This window comes from Pseudomonas sp. NPDC087346 (assembly GCF_044744235.1).
In the GTDB taxonomy this organism is placed as follows: Bacteria; Pseudomonadota; Gammaproteobacteria; order Pseudomonadales; family Pseudomonadaceae; genus Aquipseudomonas.
The window spans coordinates 47956-68294 of sequence record NZ_JBIUXX010000013.1 but is presented as its reverse complement, the minus strand read 5'-3'; the positions used below and the strand labels follow the sequence as shown (position 1 = coordinate 68294).

Here is a 20339-nt window from a genome sequence, read left to right as displayed (position 1 = left end):
AAACCGCGCCATACAAGCAAGAGGATCCCGGACGTGGAAGAAATTATCGAACAATTGCGCGAAGCCAACGAACCCGTACCGGTTCCGCTGGAGTTGCCTGACGAAGACCAACTGGTGGAAATCGAAGAACAACTGTTCATCGATATCCCGTTCGTCTTCAGAGAATTCCTGCTGACCGTGAGCGACGTGGTCTACGGCAGCCTGGAGCCGGTGACCGTCACCGACCCGCAATCGCACACCTATCTGCCGGACGTTGCCGCCAACGCCTGGGATGCCGGCGTCGACCGCAGCCTGATTCCGATCTGCCAGGACGGCGACGACTACTACTGCGTCGAAGAAGACGGCACCGTGGTGTTGTGGCAGGCCGAAGAAGAGCTGATTGCCGAAGAAACCTGGGAATCGGTATGGCACTGGGCGCGGGACGTCTGGCTGGAAAGCTGATCGACCCAACGCCCCGGGTGGTCAGTGCCCCGACGACTCCTTGTGGTTGTCGAGGGTTTCGAGCAAGGCCACCTGCATCCGCGTGTGCACCCGGATGAACCAGCGCCACAGCACGGCGGCCACGGCGGCCGCGACCACGGCGATCAGCACCAGCAACTTGTTGGTCGGCAAAATACTGGCCGACAAGGCTGCCAGCAGCAGGAAAATCACCAGCAGCGAGAGAATCGGGATCACTTCGGCGATCACCCGGCGCACTCGCTGTGTGTGACGCCCGGCCATCTCCGGCTTCACGCCCATCTCCGCCAGCAACATCGACAGCGCCTTGAGCTTGCGATAGGCGGCGATCAGGAACGGTAGCGACAGCAACAGCGCGCCGCCCCAGATCAGCGCTTTCTGCCAACTCGGATCGCTGATCCAGTCCTGCATCCAGATCGAAAGTCGCCCGGCAAAGAATGCGCCGGTAAAAAATATCGCGATCACCAGCGCCAGATTGACCCCGACCTGCAGCAGAATCCGCCGGATCATCGACGCCAGCATCGCGCCCTCGCCCTGCGGCTGGATACTGCGCAGCCATTCGCCATACATGCCGAACACCCGCCCGAGACGTTGAGGCATGGCGGCAGACAGCTTGATCGACAGCGGGTCGGCAGCGCGAATCAGGTAAGGCGTCAGCAGCGTAGTAATCACCGAAACCGCCACCGCTACCGGATAGAGGAAGTTGCTGGTGACCTGCAAGGTCATGCCCAACGCGGCGATGATGAAGGAAAATTCGCCAATCTGTGACAGACCCATGCCAACGCGCAGTGAGGTGCGTCCGTCATTGCCGGCGATAAATGCCCCGAGGCCGCAGGACAACATCTTGCCCAGCACCACGGCCACGGTGATCACCGCAATCGGCCACGCGTATTGCAGAAGAATCAGCGGGTCGAGCATCAGGCCGATGGCGACGAAGAAGATTGCGCTGAACAGGTCGCGAACCGGTTCGATCAGACGCTCGATTTTCAGCAATTGCCGCGACTCGGCCATGATCGCACCGATCAGGAATGCGCCGAGCACCATGCTGTATTCAAGCTTGACCACCAGCAGACAGAAGCCGAAACACAGGCCAAGTACGGTGATCAGCAGCATCTCATTGCTTTCGAATTTGGCCACGTAGGCCAGCAGCCGTGGCACCAGCAGGATGCCGATCACCAGCGCGACGATCATGAACAACGACAGTTTGCCGACCGTGGAAAACACCTCGCCGGAACTCACCGTGCCGCTGACCGCGATGCTCGACAGCAAGGCGATGATGCCGATGCCGAGGATGTCTTCGACGATCAGCACGCCGAAGATCAATTGGGCAAAGCGCTCGTTCTTCATCTTCAGATCGTTGAGCGCCTTGACGATGATGGTGGTCGAGGAGATCGCCAGAATTGCGCCGAGGAACAGCGAGTCCATGGTGTTCCAGTCGAACCAGCGGCCGATCTCGTAGCCGATCCAGATCATCAGCACGATTTCCAGGAACGCCGCGATAAACGCCGTGGCACCGACCTTGAACAGCTTGCGCAGGCTGAACTCCAGCCCGAGGCAGAACATCAGGAATATCACCCCCAGCTCGGCGAGGGTCTTGATCGTCTCTTCATCATGGATCAGGCCGAATGGCGGCGTGTGCGGGCCAATGATGAAACCGGCGACGATGTAGCCGAGCACCACCGGCTGCTTGAAACGGTGAAACAGTACGGTCACCACACCCGCGACCAACATGATCACTGCCAGATCCTGAATAAAGCTGATGGCATGCATGGCGTGGGCTCCTTGAATGAATGGCTCGCGGGCAGACGTCAGAAAAGTCTGGGCGAGCGGGGTAAAAAACCGCTTTGGGTGTAGGAATTACCCTTGGGCAAGGGCTTTTGCAGGGTAACACCGCGACTTCCGGCTGAAAGGCGGTGCAATATATGGAAACAGATCGATCCCGGCGTGACGGCAACCTGTCGCCTGGCGTCCCGATAACGGTGGTTTTGAAAAGCGACCAGGCACCCGCAGAGGTGCTTCCAGCAACCCAGCCTTGACCCGTGAGAACGTTATGGAACCCGGAAACGCCCAGCTGTCGATGACGGTACTGATGACCCCCGACATGGCCAATTTCTCAGGCAATGTCCACGGCGGCACCCTGCTCAAATACCTCGACGAAGTGGCCTACGCTTGCGCCAGCCGTTATGCCGGTCGCTACGTGGTGACGCTGTCGGTGGATCAGGTGATTTTCCGCGAGCCGATTCATGTCGGCGAACTGGTGACCTTCCTCGCGTCGGTCAACTACACCGGCAATACCTCGATGGAAGTCGGCATCAAAGTGGTGACCGAGAACATCCGCGAGCGCTCGGTGCGCCACACCAACAGTTGCTTCTTCACCATGGTTGCGGTCGATGATCAGCGCAAACCGGCCGCCGTCCCGCCGCTGCAACCGCAGAACAGCGAAGACAAACGCCGCTACATGCAGGCCCAGCAGCGCCGGCAGATTCGTCAGGAGCTGGAAAAGCGCTATCAGGAGATCAAGGGCGACGCCTGAGATCAAAAGCAAAAGATCGCAGCGTTCCGCAGCTCCTACAGGGTTTAGATTCCCATGTAGGAGCTGCGGAACGCTGCGATCTTTTCGCTTTAAAAGGGTTACAAGCTGATCGCTGTGGCCTCGAACTTCACCCGAGGATGCGCAATCCGGTCCTGCGCCCGCACCAGTTGCAACTCGTAACTGGCACACGCCTGGGTTTCCAGCAGCACTTCGTGCACCGCAGCAGCGGTAAATTCAAACGCCGCCACCAGGCTGTCACCCAGCAGTACCCGCGCGAGGAACAGTCCGGACGTCAGATCACCCACACCCACCGGTTGACGCGGAAACGCCAACAGCGGACGGCGCAGATGCCAGCTCTCGTCGGCGGTCACCAACAACATCTCGAAAACGTCGGACGGTTTGCCCGGATAGTCCAGATGCTTGACCAACACTGCTTTCGGCCCGCGCACCAGCAATGAACGCGCCATGGCCAGGCAGTCGAACAGCGAACTTGGCTTGCGCCCGCAGAAGCTGTCCAGCTCCAGTTGGTTCGGGCACATGAAGTCCGCCACCGCAGCCGCTTCTTCTAGCAGGAAATCGCTGACTTCGGTCGGCACACTGCAACCTTTCTCCGGATGGCCCATCACCGGGTCGCACAGATACAAAGCCTTGGGATTGACCGACTTGATCCGCGCCACGCCGCTGAGAATCGCCCGTCCCTGCGCCGCGCTGCCCAGATAACCGGACAGCACCGCGTCGCAGTTGCCCAGCTCGCCAATCGCAGCGATGCCTTCGACCAGTTCGGGAATCAGGTGCGGCGACAGCACTTCGCCCGCCCATTGGCCATATTGGGTGTGATTGGAGAACTGCACCGTGTTGAGCGGCCAGACGTTCACCCCGACCCGCTGCATCGGAAAGACCGCAGCGCTGTTGCCGGCGTGGCCAAACACCACATGGGACTGAATGGCGAGCAGATGAGGTGTACGTTTCATTCGGGTTTTTCCGTAAAACGATTGAAATTCAAGCCGCGCAGTATGCGACGAAACGCAGCCTGTACGACAGACCGGCGACGCAGTTAAGCTGACGCTATCTTTTGGAGTTCCTTGTTGATGCTGACCCTCGAAAACATTTTCGTGCTGATGCTGTTCGCCGCTGCCGGCGCGTGGCTTTGGCACAACCACGGCTTGCGCGAGCGGGCGCTGGAGCGGGTCAAACAGCACTGTCTGAACGTGCGCGTCGAGTTGCTCGACGGCAACGTTGCGCTGAAGAAGATCGGTTTCATCAAGGATGCCAGCGGTCGTCGGCGCCTGGCCCGGGTGTACAACTTCGAGTTCACCGTGACCGGCGAAACCCGTCACAACGGCACCATCACCCAGTTCGGCGCCCATAGCGCGCAGATCGAACTGGCGCCCTACCCGGCCCCGTTCGACGACACGCCACCTGTGGTCGAAGTCCAGAAGCCGCGAGCCGAAGTCATCGAGCTAAGCCAATGGCGCCAGGAACACACCAAATGGAAGCCGTAATTCGCTGCAGATTCACCCTGTAGGAGCTGCCGAAGGCTGCGATCTTTTGATCTTCAACCCATCCGACAGCCAGACATTGCCTTCTGTAGCGCCGCAACTTCCTGCGCCTCGCTGAAAATCAGCTCGATCCGCGAATCCTGCCGCCATTCACTTGCCTGCCAACTCAACTCAGCGTTATCCAAAGCATTGGCCGAAACCCAGCCGTCCGAGCTGTGGATAACCAGTTTCGCCCGCTGCCAGTCCAGCCCTTGCAGCCAATCTGCCATGCGCTGCTTGTCGAACACCTGACTCGGATGCCAACGCCAGCCAATGCTCCAACCGCCCTCCTGCGCCTGACTCAGGCAGATTGGCGCCGTCGGATCAGTCCAGATCGCCGGCATTTGCCCCAATCCTTTGGGAATGACCAACTTATCCACACCGAACGCCGCTTGCGCGGCCAATCCCGGTAACTCACTCAGGGGCAATTGCGCCTGCTGCGTCCAGATCAGCCTGACGGGCGGCAACTGATCGACGATTTTCTGCCGAGTCATGTGATCAAGATCATCGGCCTTGTTGAGCAGCAACAATCCCGCGCTGGCCAACGCGCCCTGTTGCGCTGCCGGCAACACCTTACCCGCCGCCAGCGCTTGGGCGTCCAGCACCAGCACGCAGGGCTGAACCGCGAGAACTCCGAGCCACGGCGCCTCGCTAAGTTGCTTGAGCAACTGTGCCGGATGTCCGAGCCCGGAAGGCTCGATAAACAAGCGGTGCGGTTTCGCCTTGCGCAGCAATCGCCCGAGACCGATCTGAAACGGCGCGCCATTCACGCAACACAGGCAGCCGCCGGCCACTTCGCCCAGTGCGATACCATCGGCATCGCGCGTCAGCAGCGCGGCGTCGAGGCCGATCTGGCCGAACTCATTGATCAGCACCGCCCAGCGCTCATCAGCCGGTCGCTGGGCCATAAGGTGGCGAATCAGGCTGGTCTTGCCGGCGCCCAATGGTCCGGCGATGACATGGGTAGGAATGTTCTGCAACATGGGCGCAAGTTTTCTGAGGAGGTCGAAGATGCGGTGGATGGGATGGTCGTTGCTGTTGATGCTGGTGTCGGGCGAAGCGCTGGCTCAGGCGTGCGTGGTGCATAGCCAGGCCGAGCGACTCGACGTGAAAGTCTGCCAGCAGAATCGCAACATCCCGGAGAAACTCTTCAGCGACGGCTTCTGCCAGCCCAATCTGGCCGGACAAAAAGTCGAAGTGCAATACGTCGACCAATGCCCGAGCGGCGCTTTCGGTGTGTGCAGCAACGCTCAAGTCGCCAATATGCCCTATCGCCAGGATATCCACTATTACGGCGTGGCCACCGACGCCGCGTATTTGCAGCCGTACTGCGAGAGCCAGAGCCACGGCAACTGGCTCAAGCCCTGAGACGTCAGCCGAGCCAGTCGAGGGTCAATATCAGCCGCCGCTCGCCGAGGGCCAGTTGTGGCGAGCGGTGGATCAGACCGAAGCCTTCATTGCCGTGCCACTTCTCGCCTTTCAATAGCGCCACGTCAGCGCTGACGAGTTGCTGGATTTGCTGCGCGTCTTGCGGCTCAGCGTTCGGCTGACCCAGTTGCTGGCGATCCATCGCGCCTTCCTTGAGCCATTCGCTGCCGATGCCGGCATAGGTGGTGATCAGCCGCACGGGCACATGATCGACGTGAAAACGCGGGCACATGGCCTTGTCCAGCACCCGCAGACGCAGGCCGATGCGTTTGGCGCCGAGCAGGCAGGCGAAGGCGCTGGTCAGCCATTTCAGATCGGCGATAAAGCCTTCATAACCTTCCAGATCGCAAAAGCCTGCGGCCAATCCTGTTAGATCGGGTTCAGCCTCTTCATCCGGTAATTCCAGGCACAACGATTCCGCCAAAGGCTCATTGAGCGACAACAACAAACTTGCGAACTCGGCGATGTGCAGCGGCAGTTGGCGCTGCCAAACGGCAAGGTTGATCGGGTCTTCAAGGATTCGCGCCAGTGCTTTGGGGGTCGGGCCCTGATGCTGATAGCGCGTCCGGGTTTGCTGGAGTTTCAGCGCAAGCATCAGGCGGCCTCTTCATGCCAAGGGCCGAACGGGTCCGGCAGCATTCGCCAGCCTTCTGCACCGATGGCCATTTCGGCATCGGTCAGCAGGCAGTCATCCAGTTCCTCGGCAAGCTGTAGGAAATCGATGTTCTGCCCAATAAACACCAACTCCTGACGGCAATCTCCGACGCTGGCGGTCCAGTTTTCCATGATCGCAGCGGTGCTTTCCTGATCTTCTGGCCATTGGTTTTTTGGCACAAACCGCCACCAGAGTCCGGCAAAACCATGGCGCATCAAGCCGCCTGCCTGAGACCAGCTACCGGCGTCGGTAGGCTTGCTCGCGAGCCAGAAGAACCCTTTGGAGCGCAGCAATTTGCCGTTCAACCACTGACGATCAATGAAGCTGAAAAAGCGTTGCGGATGGAACGGCCGGCGCGCGCGGTAAGCCGTGGATGCGATGCCGTACTCGGCGGTTTCCGGGATGTGTTCGCCGCGTAGCTCTTGTAGCCAGCCGGGGGCCTGGGCGGCTTTGTCGAAATCGAAGCGGCCGGTATTGAGGATTTTCTCCAGCGGCACCTCGCCCATCACCATCGGCACGATTTCGGCGGTGGCATTGAGGCGTTTGAGGATCGCCGTCAGCTCTTCGCGCTCGCTGCTGCTGATAAGGTCGATCTTGCTGATCAGCAGGACGTCGGCGAACTCGATTTGCTCGATCAGCAGATCGGTAATCGAACGTTCATCTTCCTCGCCAAGGGTTTCACCGCGAGAGGCGAGGCTTTCCGCAGCCTGGTAATCGAGCAGGAAGTTCATGCCGTCGACGACGGTGACCATGGTGTCGAGACGGGCGATATCGGAGAGGCTTTGCCCCTGTTCATCGCGAAAAGTGAAGGTCTCCGCTACCGGCAGCGGCTCGGAGATTCCGGTCGATTCAATCAGCAGGTAATCGAAGCGCCCATCACGGGCGAGCTTGCTGACCTCTTCAAGCAAGTCCTCGCGTAACGTACAGCAGATACAACCGTTACTCATTTCCACGAGTTTCTCTTCTGCACGGTTCAGGCTGACATCGCGCTGAACTTCGCTGCCATCGATATTGATCTCGCTCATATCGTTGACGATCACCGCCACACGCAAACCGTTTCTATTACGTAGTACGTAATTCAAAAGTGTACTTTTTCCGGCGCCGAGAAAGCCCGAAAGAACGGTCACAGGAAGCTGGGTAGACATGGGGTAATCCTCACGGTAGTAGCCGATCAACGCCCGAAATGGTGCGTTCGCGCAGCGCGTGGCGTTCTCTGGCTTCAAACGAGGTGCTCGCAGAAGTAGACGCTTGAAAATCGGCTGACTCAGGCTCAATTCAAATTGATGTTATAGTATAACAATATGAATATACCAGCCCCCTCTTGCCGTAGACGACAAAGAACAGGAAGCTGCACCTAATCTGCTCCTCAGGAAATGCGATGGAAAATGCGTTGAAATGCGCGGTATTGAGCCTTGCCCTGTTGAGCGCAGCCAACGCCTGGGCGCAAATTCCAGCCCTCGCCAACTGCACGCGCAGCGCTAATCTGCTGGCCTGTGTTGATGCCGAAGGCAACGCTTATAGCGTCAACACGGCCGGCAGCACGATTTACCTGCGGGGTTTCGACAAGAGCAGCCAGCGCTATTGGGCACAGACCAACAGCCGCTTCGGGCAACTGACGTTCTTCACTGGCATCGCCTCCGACGGGGAAGCCTGGGTCGGCTATACCCGTCGCGTCGGCTGGACCACGATCAATCGCTTCTCCAGTTCCGGTGGTAGCAGTGCCAAGTTCACTTGCAGCCGGATTACCGGCTGCTAGACCTGCGCTTTTTGCTGCTCCTGTTGCCAGGCCATGTAGCTATCGACAGGGGGATTCTTCTGGAAATAACGCTGCAATCCTTCAAACAATCCATCGGCGACAGCTTGTTGATGCCTCGCGGTAACCAGTCGCTGACTATCACGCACATTGGAAATGAAGCCTGTTTCCACCAAAATCGACGGTACATCTGGCGACTTCAGCACGGCAAAACCCGCCTGTTCCACACGTTTCTGATGCAGCGTGGTGATGCCCGCCAAGCTGCCCAATACCGTGCTGCCAAGCTGCAAACTTGCAGCGATGGTCGCATTCATCGACATGTCGAGAATGACTCCGGCGAGCATCGGGTCCTTATCCTTTAGATTGAGCAGACTGGTCGCGCCGAGCAGATCTGCGCCGTTCTCTCGCTGGGCCATAAAGCGTGCAGTCGCAGAAGTTGCGCCCCCCTCAGACAAGCAATAAACCGAGGCGCCGGAAGCGGTCAGACGCGGCGCCGCATCCGCATGCACCGAGATAAACATGTCGGCTTTGTGCTGACGGGCGATCTCCACACGCTTACGCAAGGGGACGAAGAAGTCATCGTTGCGTACCAGTTTGACGTCGAATCCCTTCTCTTTTTTCAGGCGTTTGGCGAGTAGTTGCGAGATAGACAGCACCACATCTTTCTCTCTTTCGCCCTTGGAGCCGACTGCACCAGGGTCTTTACCACCGTGCCCAGCGTCGACAACCACAATAATGTCGCGCTTCAGATGGCCCTTTGTCTCAAGTGTTTCACGTGGAACCATCGGTAAAACTGGCGTTTTGGCGCTTACCAGATCCAGCACCAGCCGGTGTCCTTGGCCGTCCTGCGGCGCCAAAAGGAAGCTGTTCAATAACACTGGACTGCCCAGATCGAGAACAATCCGCGTATCACCCTGGCCAAAATGTCCGGATCGAATCGAACGGATCACCGTGTTTTCCAGCGCCAGCTGACTGAAATCGCCACTCAAATTTGCGCCACTAAGATCAATGATCAGCCGTTCTGGAGCGCTTAGAGAAAAGGTTTTATAGCGAACGGGCCCGCTTAGATCGAACACCAAACGCAACTTGTCATCCGAACGCCAAAGCCGCGCATTTCGAATTTGCGTCGCCGAAACACTGAAAGGTAGAGCGAAGGCCGCGCTGGCCAGAATCAGATTAAGCAGATGGCGTCTGTGCATATGAAAGCCCGTTCATGAAAAAGGCATCGTGATTTGAATTGTTATAATGTAACATCAAATTCAATCAACACGATGGACTTGAACATGAATGCGCTGACACTTCCGGATATCGCCGCGCAGGCTGCTCGCCAAACGTTGCCACTCGAATGGGTGGGCATGTGCGGCATCGCTCTGCCTGTTTCACTGGAGGGCCAACGTGTCAGTGCGAAAGCCGATGCGGGGGTGAGTCTCAATGATGGTGAGGCGCGCGGCATTCATATGTCGCGTCTGTATCTGGCGCTGGAAGTGCTCGAAAGAGAAAACCTTTCACCGGCCCTGTTACGCAGAGTACTCCAGCAATTTCTCGACAGTCATGAAGGTTTATCTAACAACGCCTATCTGAATATTCACACCGATTTGCTGCTAAAAAGGCCTGCGCTGATCAGCCCATTGGCCGGTTGGAAAAGCTATCCGCTGAGCATCGCAGCAAGCCTGAAAAACCAGATGTTCCACGTGGAACTAAAAATCGACGTCGCTTATTCCTCTACCTGCCCCTGCTCCGCTGCATTGGCCCGGCAACTTATCCAAGCGCAATTCGTTGATGATTTCGCCAACAAGCCGCTGCAACACGCCGAGGTTTTAGCCTGGCTCGGTTCAACCAAAGGCATCGTCGCCACACCACACAGTCAACGCAGCAATGCCCAACTTCATATTCACCTCGACGAGTTTGTCGACGAACTGCCGCTGAGCGTCATCATCAACGACGCCGAAGCAGCGCTCGGCACCGCCGTGCAAACCGCAGTAAAACGAGCCGACGAGCAAGCGTTCGCCCTCGCCAATGGCCAGAACCTGATGTTCTGCGAAGACGCAGCACGTCGGCTCAATCTCGCCTTGCGCAGATCACCGGGGGTCAGTGCTTTCCACATACGAGTGATCCACGCCGAAAGTCTGCACGCCCATGATGCGGTCGCTGAAAGTCACTGGACTCGGGAGAGCGCATGATCCGCTGCCAAGCCTTGAGCTGGGGCGCACCCGGCCAGCCTCTGACCTCGCCCCTTACCCTGGAATTTGAAAGCGGCAGCCTGACCTCGATCATCGGTGCCAATGGCTGCGGTAAAAGCAGCCTGCTGAAAGTCATCGCCGGCCTGCAAAAACCTTTGGCGGGCAAAGTCACGTTGAGTGTTCCACGTCAGGGTGGATTGTCTTTTCTGCCACAACAGCAACACCTTGATCGCCAGTTCCCCATCAGCCTTGAAGAACTGGTCGCCGCAGGTTTCTGGGGACGCCGACTGTCGACAACACTGCGTGCGCAACGACTGAGCGCAGCAATGGAGAATTGGCATCTGAGCGGCCTCGAACAGCGACCATTGATGGCGCTGTCCGGCGGTGAACTGCAACGCGCCCTGCTCGCTCGTTTAAGCCTTGCCGACACACCCGTGCTGTTGCTCGACGAACCCCACGCAGCTCTAGATGAGCTGGGCCAGCAACTGCTGTGGCAACACATCCACGCCTGGCATGCCGAAGGCCGAACGCTGGTGATGGTGTGTCATGACCTCGCTGCCGTGCGCCAGCACATCCCGCAGACGCTGCTGATCAAGAACCGAGATTGTGTTTACGGCACCAGCGCCGAACTGATCCAGCCAACACCCAACATGCAGGTGGCCTGATGCTCGCTGTCGCGCATTTCTGGCAACCGTTCAACGAGTTCGTGTTCATGCGCCGGGCGCTGATCGGCGGCTTGGTTCTGGCCTGCAGCACTGCGCCGCTCGGAGTGTTTTTGATCCTGCGCCGCATGAGCCTGATCGGTGACGCCGTCGCCCACGGCATCCTCCCCGGCGCCGCGTTGGGCTTCTGGTTCGCCGGCCTGAGCTTGCCGGCGTTGACCATCGGTGGCCTCGGTGCCGGCATGAGCATGGCCGGCCTCGCCGCATGGATCACCCGCCGCACCGGCCTGCGTGAGGACGCCAGCCTCGCAGCGATTTACCCGATCTCGCTGGCCAGCGGCGTGCTGATTCTGGGCATCGCCGGCAAACGTCTGGACCTGCTGCACTTGCTGTTTGGCTCGGCGTTAGCCGTCGACGGACCGACGCTGACTGGCATGCTGTGGGTCTCGGGATTGAGCCTGATCGCCATGGCGCTGATCTACAAACCGCTGCTGCTCGATACGCTCGACCCACTGTTCCTATCAACCGTCAGCCGACTCGGCCCACTCGCTCATGGCGTGTTCCTGACCCTGGTCGTGCTCAATCTGGTGATCGGTTTTCAGGCCATCGGCGCACTGATGGTGGTCGGTCTGATGATGCTGCCCGCCGCGGCCTCTCGGTTCTGGAGTCGTCGCTTGCCGGCCCTGATAGCCATCGCCGGACTCATCGGTTGCCTGTCGGTCTGGCTCGGATTGCTTCTGTCGTTTTACTACTCGCTGCCCAGCGGCCCGGCCATCGTGCTGGTCGCAGGCGTCGGTTATCTGCTGTCCGTGGTGTTCGGGCCGGTACACGGTTTGTTGCGCCGCCCGCCTTTGCTCACATCCCAATGAGGTGTTCCCCGATGCGCGCTCTACTCGTGCTGTTCAGCCTGATGCTCTCGATGTCACTGTCGGCAGCAGAAAAGTTACCCGTGGTCACCAGCTTCAGCATCCTCGCCGACATGGTCCATCAGGTCGGTGGCGAGCATATCCAGATCACCAACATGGTCGGACCGGATGCCGACGCGCACACCTACGAGCCGACTCCGGACGATGCCAAAGCACTGCTCAAGGCCAAACTGATCGTCAAGAATGGACTGGGTTTTGAACCATGGCTGGACCGTCTGGTAACCAGCACCGAAACCAAGGCGACGGTTATCAGCGCCAGTCACGGAGTGATTCCACGCTCGCTGGATGAGGACGGCGAAACCGTTCCCGACCCACATGCCTGGCACAATCTGGCGAACACCGAGTTGTACATCGCCAACATCACTAAAGCGCTGATCGCCGCCGACCCGGCGAACAAGGCTGACTATGAGCGCAACAGCCAGACCTATCTGAAACAGATCTACGCCTTGCTCGCTGAAGCCAAGGCCAAACTCGGTTCACTGCCACCGGGCAATCGCAAGATCGTCACCAGCCACGATGCCTTCGGTTATCTCGGTCAGGCTTACGGCATCGACTTCATGGCACCCCAAGGACTGTCCACTGAACGCGAACCTTCGGCCGCCGAAGTCGCAGCGCTGATCACTCAGATCCGTCAGGCCAAGGTCAAAGCGGTGTTCATGGAAAACATCAAGGACGCACGCCTGCTGAAACAGATCGCCGACGAAAGTGGCGCGCACATTGGCGGAACCTTGTACTCCGACGCACTGGCTGCAAGTGGCCCGGCCAGCACCTTCGCCGGGCTGTTCGAATACAACCTCAACACGCTGTACAACGCCTTGAGCCAGCCATGATCCGCAAGAACCCTTCCGGCGATCTGCCGCGTATTGCCGAGTCTGCCTACGTCGATAAAACAGCGATCATCTGCGGCAAAGTGGTGATCGGCGAAAACGTGTTCGTCGGCCCTTATGCAGTGATCCGCGCCGACGAAGTGGACGCCTCGGGCGAGATGGAGCCGATCACCATCGGCGCCAACTCGAACATCCAGGACGGTGTGGTGATCCACTCCAAATCCGGCGCCGCGGTAACCATCGGCGAGTTCAGCTCCATCGCCCACCGCTCGATCGTGCATGGTCCCTGCACGGTCGGTGACCGGGTATTCATCGGTTTCAATAGCGTGCTGTTCAACTGCGTAGTCGGTGACGGTTGCGTGGTGCGGCACAACTCGGTGGTCGATGGCCGGGATTTGCCGGACGCGTTCTACGTGCCCTCCACCACCCGCATCGGACCGAATACCGATCTCTCGCAATTCCCGCCGGTAAGCGTCAGCGCCTCGGAGTTTTCCGAGGATGTGGCGCGCACCAACGTCGATCTGGTGCGCGGCTACAAAGCTTTGCAGAACGAGTTCTGAACCATGAGCAGCGTGCTGATTCGCAACGCGCGGCTGGTCAACGAAGGACGTGAGTTCGACGCTGATCTGTTCATCAACCATGGCCGCATCGTCAAGATTGCTCGCAGCATCGACGGGGAAAACGCCGACGTGGAAATCGATGCCAACGGCCAGTGGTTACTGCCGGGAATGATCGATGACCAAGTGCATTTCCGTGAACCCGGCGCACCGGCCAAGGGCAGCATCTACACCGAGTCTCGCGCAGCGGTGGCCGGTGGCATCACCAGTTTCATGGACATGCCCAATACCAATCCCGCCACCCTGAGCCTCGAAGCACTGGCCAACAAAAAGCGCCGAGCGGCGATCAACTCGGTGGCCAATTACGGCTTTCACTTTGGCGTCAGCCAAGACAATCTCCACACCGTCGCTGCGTTGAATCCGTGCGAAGTTTCCGGGGTCAAAGTGTTCATGGGCGCCTCCACCGGCAACATGCTGGTGGACGATCCGAAGATCCTCGAGCGATTGTTTGCCGAGGTGCCGACCATCCTGCTGGCCCACTGCGAACACACGCCGAGCATCGACGCCAATGCGGCCAACCTGAGCGATTTGTTCGGCGAACATTTGCCAGCGGCGGCGCATGCGCTGATCCGTAATGCCGACACCTGCTATCGCTCGTCTTCTCTGGCGGTGGCACTGGCCAAGCGTTACGGAACACGCCTGCACGTTTTGCACCTGACCACCGCGCGCGAGCTGGAGCTGTTCGAAGACAAACCGTTGGCGCAAAAACGCATCACCGCTGAAGTCTGCCTGCATCATCTGTTGTTCGATGACCGCGACTATCCGGCCCTCGGCAACCTGATCAAATGCAACCCGGCGATCAAGACTCAGGCCGACCGTGATGCGTTGCGTCAGGCACTACTGAGCAATCGTCTGGACGTGATCGGCAGCGATCACGCGCCACATACCTGGGCGGAGAAACAACGGCCATACGCCGAGGCGCCATCGGGTTTGCCGCTGGTGCAACACGCGTTGCCTGCATTGCTGGAACTGGTCGCGGATGGCCTGCTGCCGATCACCACGCTGGTGGCGAAGACCAGCCATCGAGTGGCGGACTTGTTTGCGATTCCGGATCGAGGGTATTTGCGGGAAGGGTATTGGGCAGATCTGGTGTTGATTGAGCCGCAGAGTCTGGAGGTGTCGCGCCAGCCGATTCTTTCTCAGTGCGGATGGACGCCGTTTGCCGGTCGGCGCTTTCGGCATCGGGTGAATACGACGTTGGTATCGGGACAGATTGCCTGGCAGGGCAATCGATTGAATGAGGGGTGTCGGGGATTGCCTTTGCGGTTTATGCGGTGAGAGCAGTGGCGTCTGCTATCGCTAGCAGGCTAGCTCCCACAGGGAAATGTATTCCAAATGTGGGAGCGAGCTTGCTCGCGAAGCTTTTCAGGCGCGAGGCTTAACAGTGCCGCAATCCTGACCCAACCAAACGGCACGGGTTTCCAGGCTGCCCTTCTGGTTGATCCCGATGGCATTGAACGTGCCGTTGGCAACCGTTGTGAACTCGCGATCACTGAGGAACGTAGCCACCCCGGTGCCCTGCGCTTTCGGGCAACTGAAACGGAATTTCCACTGGTTGCCGGTGCGATCAGTAATCTGCTGCTTGCAGCCCGATTGTGGATCAGCGAGCGGAATATCATTGGTCGCCACTTGCTCTGGCGTCAGGCAAGCACGAATGCCTTTACCGCCGATATTGATCCCGTTTTTCTCCAGTGCCGCGCGCTGCTGCGGGGTCATCTGGCCCTGCAATTGGCCAAGGATCGACTGCACGTCCATAGGCTGATCATCGACTTTGACGTTACTCGACGTCATTTCCCACAAGCCCGGCTGCAACATCTGCGCCTGCGCCATTACCGGCAGCGCCAAACCCAGGCCCAACGCCAAACCCAGCAGACGAACATTCATTGAAAAGCTCCTGATCAGTAGTGGCCGTTAGACGTCAGCTGTGTGCTTCGGTTCATGCCCGGCCCAGGCAAAAAGAAATTAGCGACAATCGCCATGGAACATGGTCTGTTAGGCATTGAATCTTCAGGAGCAAGGCTGCCCCATGGATTATTTTGGACCGCACATTTTTGGTTATCTGATCGCCCTGATACACAGCCTCGGTTTGATCGCTGCCATCCACGCCGTGTTGACGGTCCGCACCGCCCAAGGTTCAATTGCCTGGGCATTGTCGCTGATCTTCATCCCCTACCTGACACTTATTCCATATCTGGTGTTCGGCCGCAGCACCTTCGACGGCTACATCAAGGCTCGACGCCAGGCTAACGAACAAATGCGCCAGGCGATCTCCGAGCTGAACTGGCGCCCCTGGGTGGAAGAAGCACTCACCGCCCGCGCTTCGAACGCTTACGCCTCATTACGCGCCATGCCCAAGCTCGGACGCATGCCGTGTCTGGCCAACAACGAAGTGAAACTGTTGATCAACGGCACGGCAACATTCGAGGCGATTTTCAGCGCCATCGAGCAAGCCCGGGAAGCCGTGCTGATCCAGTTTTTCATCATCCACGACGATCGCCTCGGCCAGCGCCTGCGTGATCTGCTGCTGAAGAAAGCCGCTGGAGGCGTGACGATTCACCTGCTCTACGACCGCATCGGCAGCCACGCCCTGCCCCACAGTTACGTCCAGGCCCTGCGCGATGGCGGTGTCGAGGTCAAAGCCTTCGCCACCCGCAGCGGCTGGCTCAACCGCTTTCAGGTGAACTTCCGTAACCACCGCAAAATTGTCGTGGTCGATGGTTTGCTCGGGTTTGTCGGCGGGCACAACGTCGGCGACGAATACATGGGTGAAAAACCGCCGCTGGCACCGTGGCGCGATACCCACGTTCAGGTGCGTGGCCCGGTGGTGGCGTGCATGCAGGAGTCATTCGCCGAAGACTGGTTCTGGGCGGCACGAACGCTGCCGCCGATGATCCTGCCGGACGCTTATCCAGAGGACGGCGTGCTCTGTCAGTTGCTGGCGAGCGGCCCGGCAGATGCCTATGAAACCTGCTCGCTGTTCTTCGTCGAGGCGATCCACGCGGCGACCGAACGGGTGTGGATTACCAGCCCTTATTTCATCCCCGACGAAGCAGTGTTCGCCGCCCTGCGCCTAGCAGTTCTGCGCGGCGTCGATGTGCGTCTGCTGTTGCCGTCACGTCCCGATCACCGCATCGTTTATGCCGCTTCAAGTCTCTACGCGTTCGAAGCCGTGCGCGCCGGGGTGCGGGTGTTCCGTTACGAACCCGGATTCCTGCATCAGAAAGTGGTGTTGATCGACAGCGAAATCAGCGCCATTGGCAGTGCCAACCTCGACAACCGCTCGTTCCGCTTGAATTTCGAGGTGATGTTGCTGACCGTCGACAGCGCGTTTGCGGCAACCGTGGAACAGATGCTCATCGACGACTTCGCCCTGGCCTTTGAAATCGACAAACAGGAAAGCCGGGAGATCCACCGCCTGCAACAACTTGGCATGCGGATCGCCCGGCTTATTTCACCGATTCTCTAGCCTCAAGGGTGATAGATGTCGTCGCGGGTCCATGGCAACTCATGGCTGCCATCGGCGTGCGCTTTCACCGCGAGGATCTGGTGCAGATTGATCCAGCCACGGGCGAACGCGTAAGCACAACCGGCCAGATACAGACGCCAGATACGTAGCGCTTGCTGAGGCACCAGTTTGCCGGCGGCTTCGAGGTTGTCCTCAAGCCGTTCGCTCCAGTGATCGAGCGTGCGCGCGTAATGCAGGCGCAGGCTTTCGACGTCAACAATCTCCAGGCCGACCTCGCTGATCTCCGCCGAGATCATCGACAGGTGCGGCAGCTCGCCGTTGGGGAATACGTACTTCTCGATGAAATCCCCGGCACCGCGCCCGACTGGACGACCGTCAGTGTGCTTGGCGGTGATGCCGTGGTTCATCACCAGACCGCCCTCCTTCACTGCGCCGAACAGGGTTTTGCAGTATTCGGCCAGATTGGCGTGCCCGACGTGTTCGAACATGCCGACACTGACCACTTTGTCGAAGCGTCCGTCCTGAGGCAGATCGCGATAGTCGAGCAGTTGCAGCTCGATCTGATCTTCCAGACCTTCTTCTTTCACTCGCTCGCGAGCCAGCTCCAGTTGTTCCTTGCTCAACGTGATGCCGAACACTTTCACGCCGAATTCGCGTGCGGCATATCGCGCCAAGCCTCCCCAACCACAGCCGACATCCAGCAGATACTCGCCAGGCTGCAAACGCAGCTTGCGGCACAAATGGCGGAATTTTGCCTGCTGGGCTTGCTCCAGCGTTTCGCTGCCGGTTTCGAAATACGCGCAGGAATACGCCATGTCGCTATCGAGCCACAGCTGATAGAACTCGTTGGAAAGGTCGTAGTGATAGGAAATAGCTTTGGCGTCGGTCTCCTTGTCGTGCACCGCACGCACCGGCTGAGTGTCTTCGTCGCCATCGAGCAAAGCATTGCTCAATTCATCGCAGACCCGGATGACCTCGCTGATCGAGCCCTCCAGTTCCAGTTTGCCTTCGACAAACGCCGCGCCCAGTGCATCAAGGCTTGGATGGGTGAACTGGGTGACCATCTGCGGGTCCTTGACGACGATGGTAACGCTGGGCGCCGGGCCCAGATTGAACTCATGGCCGTCCCAGAGACGCAGGCGCAGCGGAAGCTGCAGTTTCTGTAAGGCCGGTGGAAGTTGCGCGAGCATGGAAAATCCCCCCTTGTTTCAGACGTCAGATCTGAGGGTAGACCATCCTTGAAAAATAGCAGGCTATCGATTTGATTAGCCGAATCTATCGTTCCAGACGCTCCAACAGGCCATCCTGCACCCACTGTTTCAACCAGGTGACGGCTTGAAGTGGAGCGCCCTCACCATAAATGACTGCTAACTCGGCGCACAGTTCGGCGAAACTCCAGCCTTCATTGAACACACCTTGCAGGGCATTGGCCTCGGCGGACTCCAGGCTGCGGTAATTGCAGATCAGTCCCTGACGCCAGATCAGACAGACTTGCGGGTTTTCCAGCAGCTCGCTTTGCGGGAAATCGCTTTGCTCTTTGACCGAGCGCCACAGGGCGAGGCTGTTGAAACGGCATTCAAGCCACTGCAATGACGGTATCGGTTTGACCTGCAAGGCTGGCCATTCTTCGGGGGAAAGTGTGGCCATGGTGTTGATCGTCAGCGCTTGGCCGTCCACCGCGTCAAAGGCCAGGGTAAACGCCCATTCCAACACCGCCAGTTCTGCCAGTGGTGCGCTCTGCTCCGGCACCAGATGCTCGCGGATAAATCCTTCGAAGCCCTTGCCCAGCCACCGCAAGCTGTAATGCGCGGATGGGTATTTGCGGATGTAAGCCTGAGCCAGAGCATCAAACTCTTCGTCGCCCATCCAGTTCCAGATGGTCGGGAAGTCATCCCGCAGAACCTCCAGCAATCGCGCCTGATAGGCATTGTGATAAATCGCCAGCCCGGTGCCGACATCCAGCGTCGGGCCGCCGATCAGGCTGTCGCCCAGGGTCAGGTTTGCCGTCGCGGACTGATCCAGCAGAAACGACTCAAATGCCAATTGCCATTCTTTCAGGCGCATTGCTGTCTCCCCGCCAGGACTTTTTCACCCAGTTCACGAGCCTTTTGCAGTTCGTCGAGCAGCTCTTCGAACGGAGGGAAATGATCGTCACGCTCCAACAGCGTGGCCACCGGGCCGAAGTGCTCAAGCGTGCGTTGGTACAGCGCCCAGACCGGATCGCTCACTGGATGGTCATGGGTATCGATCACGTAGTCGCCGTAATCGCTGTGCCCGGCCAGATGCAGTTGGCGAACTTTGTCTGCCGGCAGACTCTGAATGAAGGTCCATGCATCGAAGCCGTGATTGCGCGAACTGACATAGACATTGTTGACGTCGAGCAGTAGCTCGCAGCCGCTGACCCGGCTCAGGGCCGCAAGAAATTCCCATTCGGAGAAGTCGTCAGACGCGGCGCGGACGTAACTGGAGACGTTCTCCAGCACCAATGGCCGCTGCAACACGTCCTGCACCTGGGCTACGCGTCCGGCAATATATTCGAGGCTTTCTTCGGTGTAAGGCAGCGGCAGCAGATCATGCAACTGATGGGCGTTGCCGCGACTCCAGCACAAGTGGTCGGAGATCCATGCCGGCTGGACCCGGTCGGCCAGTTTCTTGAGTTGTTGCAGATAGTCCGGATCGAGGGTATGTGGCCCGCCGATGGACAGGGACACACCATGCATCACCAGCGGATAGCGCTCGGCGATGGCGTCCAGGTAGTACAGAGCCTTGCCGCCCTGCACCATGAAATTCTCGGAGACCACTTCGAACCAGTCCACATCCGGCGACTGTTCGAGGATCTGCTGGTAATAAGCACTGCGCAAACCCAGGCCATAGCCCAGGAAAGGATGAGTGGCAGACATGTGCAGACTCCTTGCAAAGTGGCCGCAGTGGCGTGAACCACTGCGGCGGCACTTGGAGGTCGGTTATTCGCCGACCTTGCCACCTGCTTTCGCGCAAGCCGATTGAGTCATTGCCTTGAAGCCCTGACCTTTGCAAGCACCCATGCCTTTGCAAGCGTGGTCTTTGGTTTTGCAATCGTTCTGGCCTTTGCAGGCGTTCACGCCGTAGCAATGAACCTGGGCATCAGCGGCCATGGCGTTGGTGGCGACACCGGCAAACATGGTAGCGGCGGCCAAAGCGAGAGCGGCACCAGCAGCAGCGGTTCTGATAGTCATTTTTCTTATCCTCGTTATCGTCAGGGGTGTCGGCTGGAAGGTTGTTCAGTCCCGACATAGCACTAGAGAGACCAGCCCCGACG

At 58.8% G+C, this 20339-nt stretch carries 23 protein-coding genes; 12 read left to right on the top strand and 11 right to left on the bottom strand.

From position 1 onward, the window contains the following. The first annotated feature begins 33 nt into the window (after nt 1-33). Nucleotides 34-441: an SMI1/KNR4 family protein gene (locus tag ACIOZM_RS10855; RefSeq protein WP_053163993.1), complete on the top strand. Its 408-nt coding sequence runs from the start codon at nt 34-36 to the stop codon at nt 439-441. A 21-nt stretch (nt 442-462) separates the two neighbouring features. Here the strand turns inward: ACIOZM_RS10855 and ACIOZM_RS10850 are convergent, their stop codons facing one another. After that, on the bottom strand, nt 463-2226 hold the full coding sequence (locus tag ACIOZM_RS10850; RefSeq protein WP_401213146.1) for a cation:proton antiporter: 1764 nt from the start codon (nt 2224-2226) through the stop codon (nt 463-465). Nucleotides 2227-2506: 280 nt separating this feature from the next. Here ACIOZM_RS10850 and ACIOZM_RS10845 point away from each other — a divergent pair, with 280 nt between their 5' ends. After that, a complete protein-coding gene (locus tag ACIOZM_RS10845; RefSeq protein ID WP_003229693.1) occupies nt 2507-2989 on the top strand; it encodes an acyl-CoA thioesterase in 483 nt (160 codons plus the stop codon). Between the two features lie 98 nt (nt 2990-3087). Here the strand turns inward: ACIOZM_RS10845 and pdxY are convergent, their stop codons facing one another. Continuing rightward, nucleotides 3088-3960, bottom strand: a complete 873-nt coding sequence (gene pdxY, locus ACIOZM_RS10840) for a pyridoxal kinase PdxY (protein ID WP_401213144.1) — start codon at nt 3958-3960, stop codon at nt 3088-3090. 117 nt (nt 3961-4077) lie between these two features. On the opposite strand from pdxY, the gene ACIOZM_RS10835 reads away from it, so the two are divergent. Beyond that, nucleotides 4078-4491: a DUF3301 domain-containing protein gene (locus tag ACIOZM_RS10835; protein WP_401213141.1), complete on the top strand. Its 414-nt coding sequence runs from the start codon at nt 4078-4080 to the stop codon at nt 4489-4491. A 53-nt stretch (nt 4492-4544) separates the two neighbouring features. On the opposite strand, the gene ACIOZM_RS10830 is transcribed toward ACIOZM_RS10835, so the two are convergent. Further along, on the bottom strand, nt 4545-5510 hold the full coding sequence (locus ACIOZM_RS10830) for a CobW family GTP-binding protein (protein ID WP_401213138.1): 966 nt from the start codon (nt 5508-5510) through the stop codon (nt 4545-4547). Between the two features lie 28 nt (nt 5511-5538). Between ACIOZM_RS10830 and ACIOZM_RS10825 the strand changes: the two genes are divergently transcribed. Next, on the top strand, nt 5539-5895 hold the full coding sequence (locus ACIOZM_RS10825; protein ID WP_401213137.1) for an NADH:ubiquinone oxidoreductase: 357 nt from the start codon (nt 5539-5541) through the stop codon (nt 5893-5895). A 4-nt stretch (nt 5896-5899) separates the two neighbouring features. Here the strand turns inward: ACIOZM_RS10825 and ACIOZM_RS10820 are convergent, their stop codons facing one another. Continuing rightward, entirely contained in the window at nt 5900-6550 is a 651-nt protein-coding gene (locus ACIOZM_RS10820; protein ID WP_401213134.1) for a DUF1826 domain-containing protein, read from the bottom strand. Then, nucleotides 6550-7755 (bottom strand): zinc metallochaperone GTPase ZigA, encoded by a 1206-nt coding sequence (gene zigA / locus ACIOZM_RS10815; RefSeq protein ID WP_401213131.1) that lies wholly within the window; start codon nt 7753-7755, stop codon nt 6550-6552. Before zigA ends, ACIOZM_RS10820 begins: the two co-directional genes overlap by 1 nt. Nucleotides 7756-7988: 233 nt before the next feature. On the opposite strand from zigA, the gene ACIOZM_RS10810 reads away from it, so the two are divergent. Continuing rightward, nucleotides 7989-8366, top strand: coding sequence for a glutamine synthetase (locus ACIOZM_RS10810; RefSeq protein ID WP_401213128.1), 378 nt, complete (start codon nt 7989-7991; stop codon nt 8364-8366). On the opposite strand, the gene ACIOZM_RS10805 is transcribed toward ACIOZM_RS10810, so the two are convergent. Continuing rightward, the gene (locus tag ACIOZM_RS10805; protein ID WP_401213125.1) at nt 8363-9562 is read right to left on the bottom strand and encodes an N-acetylmuramoyl-L-alanine amidase; all 1200 of its coding nucleotides are present in this window, start codon (nt 9560-9562) and stop codon (nt 8363-8365) included. The two genes, ACIOZM_RS10810 and ACIOZM_RS10805, sit on opposite strands and share 4 nt — an antisense overlap. An 84-nt stretch (nt 9563-9646) precedes the next feature. On the opposite strand from ACIOZM_RS10805, the gene folE2 reads away from it, so the two are divergent. The 6 genes from folE2 to ACIOZM_RS10775 are packed head-to-tail and all read left to right on the top strand — an operon-like array spanning nt 9647 to nt 14853. Then, a complete protein-coding gene (folE2, locus tag ACIOZM_RS10800) occupies nt 9647-10543 on the top strand; it encodes a GTP cyclohydrolase FolE2 (RefSeq protein WP_401213123.1) in 897 nt (298 codons plus the stop codon). Further along, complete coding sequence (locus ACIOZM_RS10795) at nt 10540-11208, top strand: metal ABC transporter ATP-binding protein (protein ID WP_401213121.1); 669 nt, start codon at nt 10540-10542, stop codon at nt 11206-11208. The genes folE2 and ACIOZM_RS10795 overlap by 4 nt, the downstream gene beginning before the upstream one ends. Further along, nucleotides 11208-12074 (top strand): metal ABC transporter permease, encoded by an 867-nt coding sequence (locus tag ACIOZM_RS10790; protein ID WP_401213118.1) that lies wholly within the window; start codon nt 11208-11210, stop codon nt 12072-12074. The genes ACIOZM_RS10795 and ACIOZM_RS10790 overlap by 1 nt, the downstream gene beginning before the upstream one ends. A gap of 11 nt (nt 12075-12085) precedes the next feature. Next, nucleotides 12086-12961, top strand: a complete 876-nt coding sequence (locus tag ACIOZM_RS10785) for a metal ABC transporter substrate-binding protein (RefSeq protein WP_401213115.1) — start codon at nt 12086-12088, stop codon at nt 12959-12961. Next, complete coding sequence (locus ACIOZM_RS10780; RefSeq protein WP_401213112.1) at nt 12958-13518, top strand: DapH/DapD/GlmU-related protein; 561 nt, start codon at nt 12958-12960, stop codon at nt 13516-13518. Before ACIOZM_RS10785 ends, ACIOZM_RS10780 begins: the two co-directional genes overlap by 4 nt. 3 nt (nt 13519-13521) lie before the next feature. Continuing rightward, a complete protein-coding gene (locus ACIOZM_RS10775) occupies nt 13522-14853 on the top strand; it encodes a dihydroorotase (RefSeq protein WP_401213110.1) in 1332 nt (443 codons plus the stop codon). An 87-nt stretch (nt 14854-14940) separates the two neighbouring features. On the opposite strand, the gene ACIOZM_RS10770 is transcribed toward ACIOZM_RS10775, so the two are convergent. Next, nucleotides 14941-15459, bottom strand: coding sequence for a DUF3617 domain-containing protein (locus tag ACIOZM_RS10770; RefSeq protein WP_401213107.1), 519 nt, complete (start codon nt 15457-15459; stop codon nt 14941-14943). A 142-nt stretch (nt 15460-15601) separates the two neighbouring features. Here ACIOZM_RS10770 and cls point away from each other — a divergent pair, with 142 nt between their 5' ends. Beyond that, a complete protein-coding gene (cls, locus tag ACIOZM_RS10765) occupies nt 15602-17041 on the top strand; it encodes a cardiolipin synthase (protein ID WP_401213104.1) in 1440 nt (479 codons plus the stop codon). A 2-nt stretch (nt 17042-17043) separates the two neighbouring features. On the opposite strand, the gene cfaB is transcribed toward cls, so the two are convergent. The 4 genes from cfaB to ACIOZM_RS10745 form a co-directional block, all read right to left on the bottom strand. Continuing rightward, the gene (gene cfaB / locus ACIOZM_RS10760) at nt 17044-18231 is read right to left on the bottom strand and encodes a C17 cyclopropane fatty acid synthase CfaB (protein ID WP_401213101.1); all 1188 of its coding nucleotides are present in this window, start codon (nt 18229-18231) and stop codon (nt 17044-17046) included. Between the two features lie 85 nt (nt 18232-18316). Continuing rightward, complete coding sequence (locus ACIOZM_RS10755; RefSeq protein ID WP_401213098.1) at nt 18317-19105, bottom strand: putative DNA-binding domain-containing protein; 789 nt, start codon at nt 19103-19105, stop codon at nt 18317-18319. After that, nucleotides 19096-19941 (bottom strand): DUF692 domain-containing protein, encoded by an 846-nt coding sequence (locus tag ACIOZM_RS10750; RefSeq protein WP_401213095.1) that lies wholly within the window; start codon nt 19939-19941, stop codon nt 19096-19098. Before ACIOZM_RS10750 ends, ACIOZM_RS10755 begins: the two co-directional genes overlap by 10 nt. Before the next feature lie 63 nt (nt 19942-20004). Then, nucleotides 20005-20256: a hypothetical protein gene (locus tag ACIOZM_RS10745; protein ID WP_401213091.1), complete on the bottom strand. Its 252-nt coding sequence runs from the start codon at nt 20254-20256 to the stop codon at nt 20005-20007. Nucleotides 20257-20339: the final 83 nt, after the last annotated feature.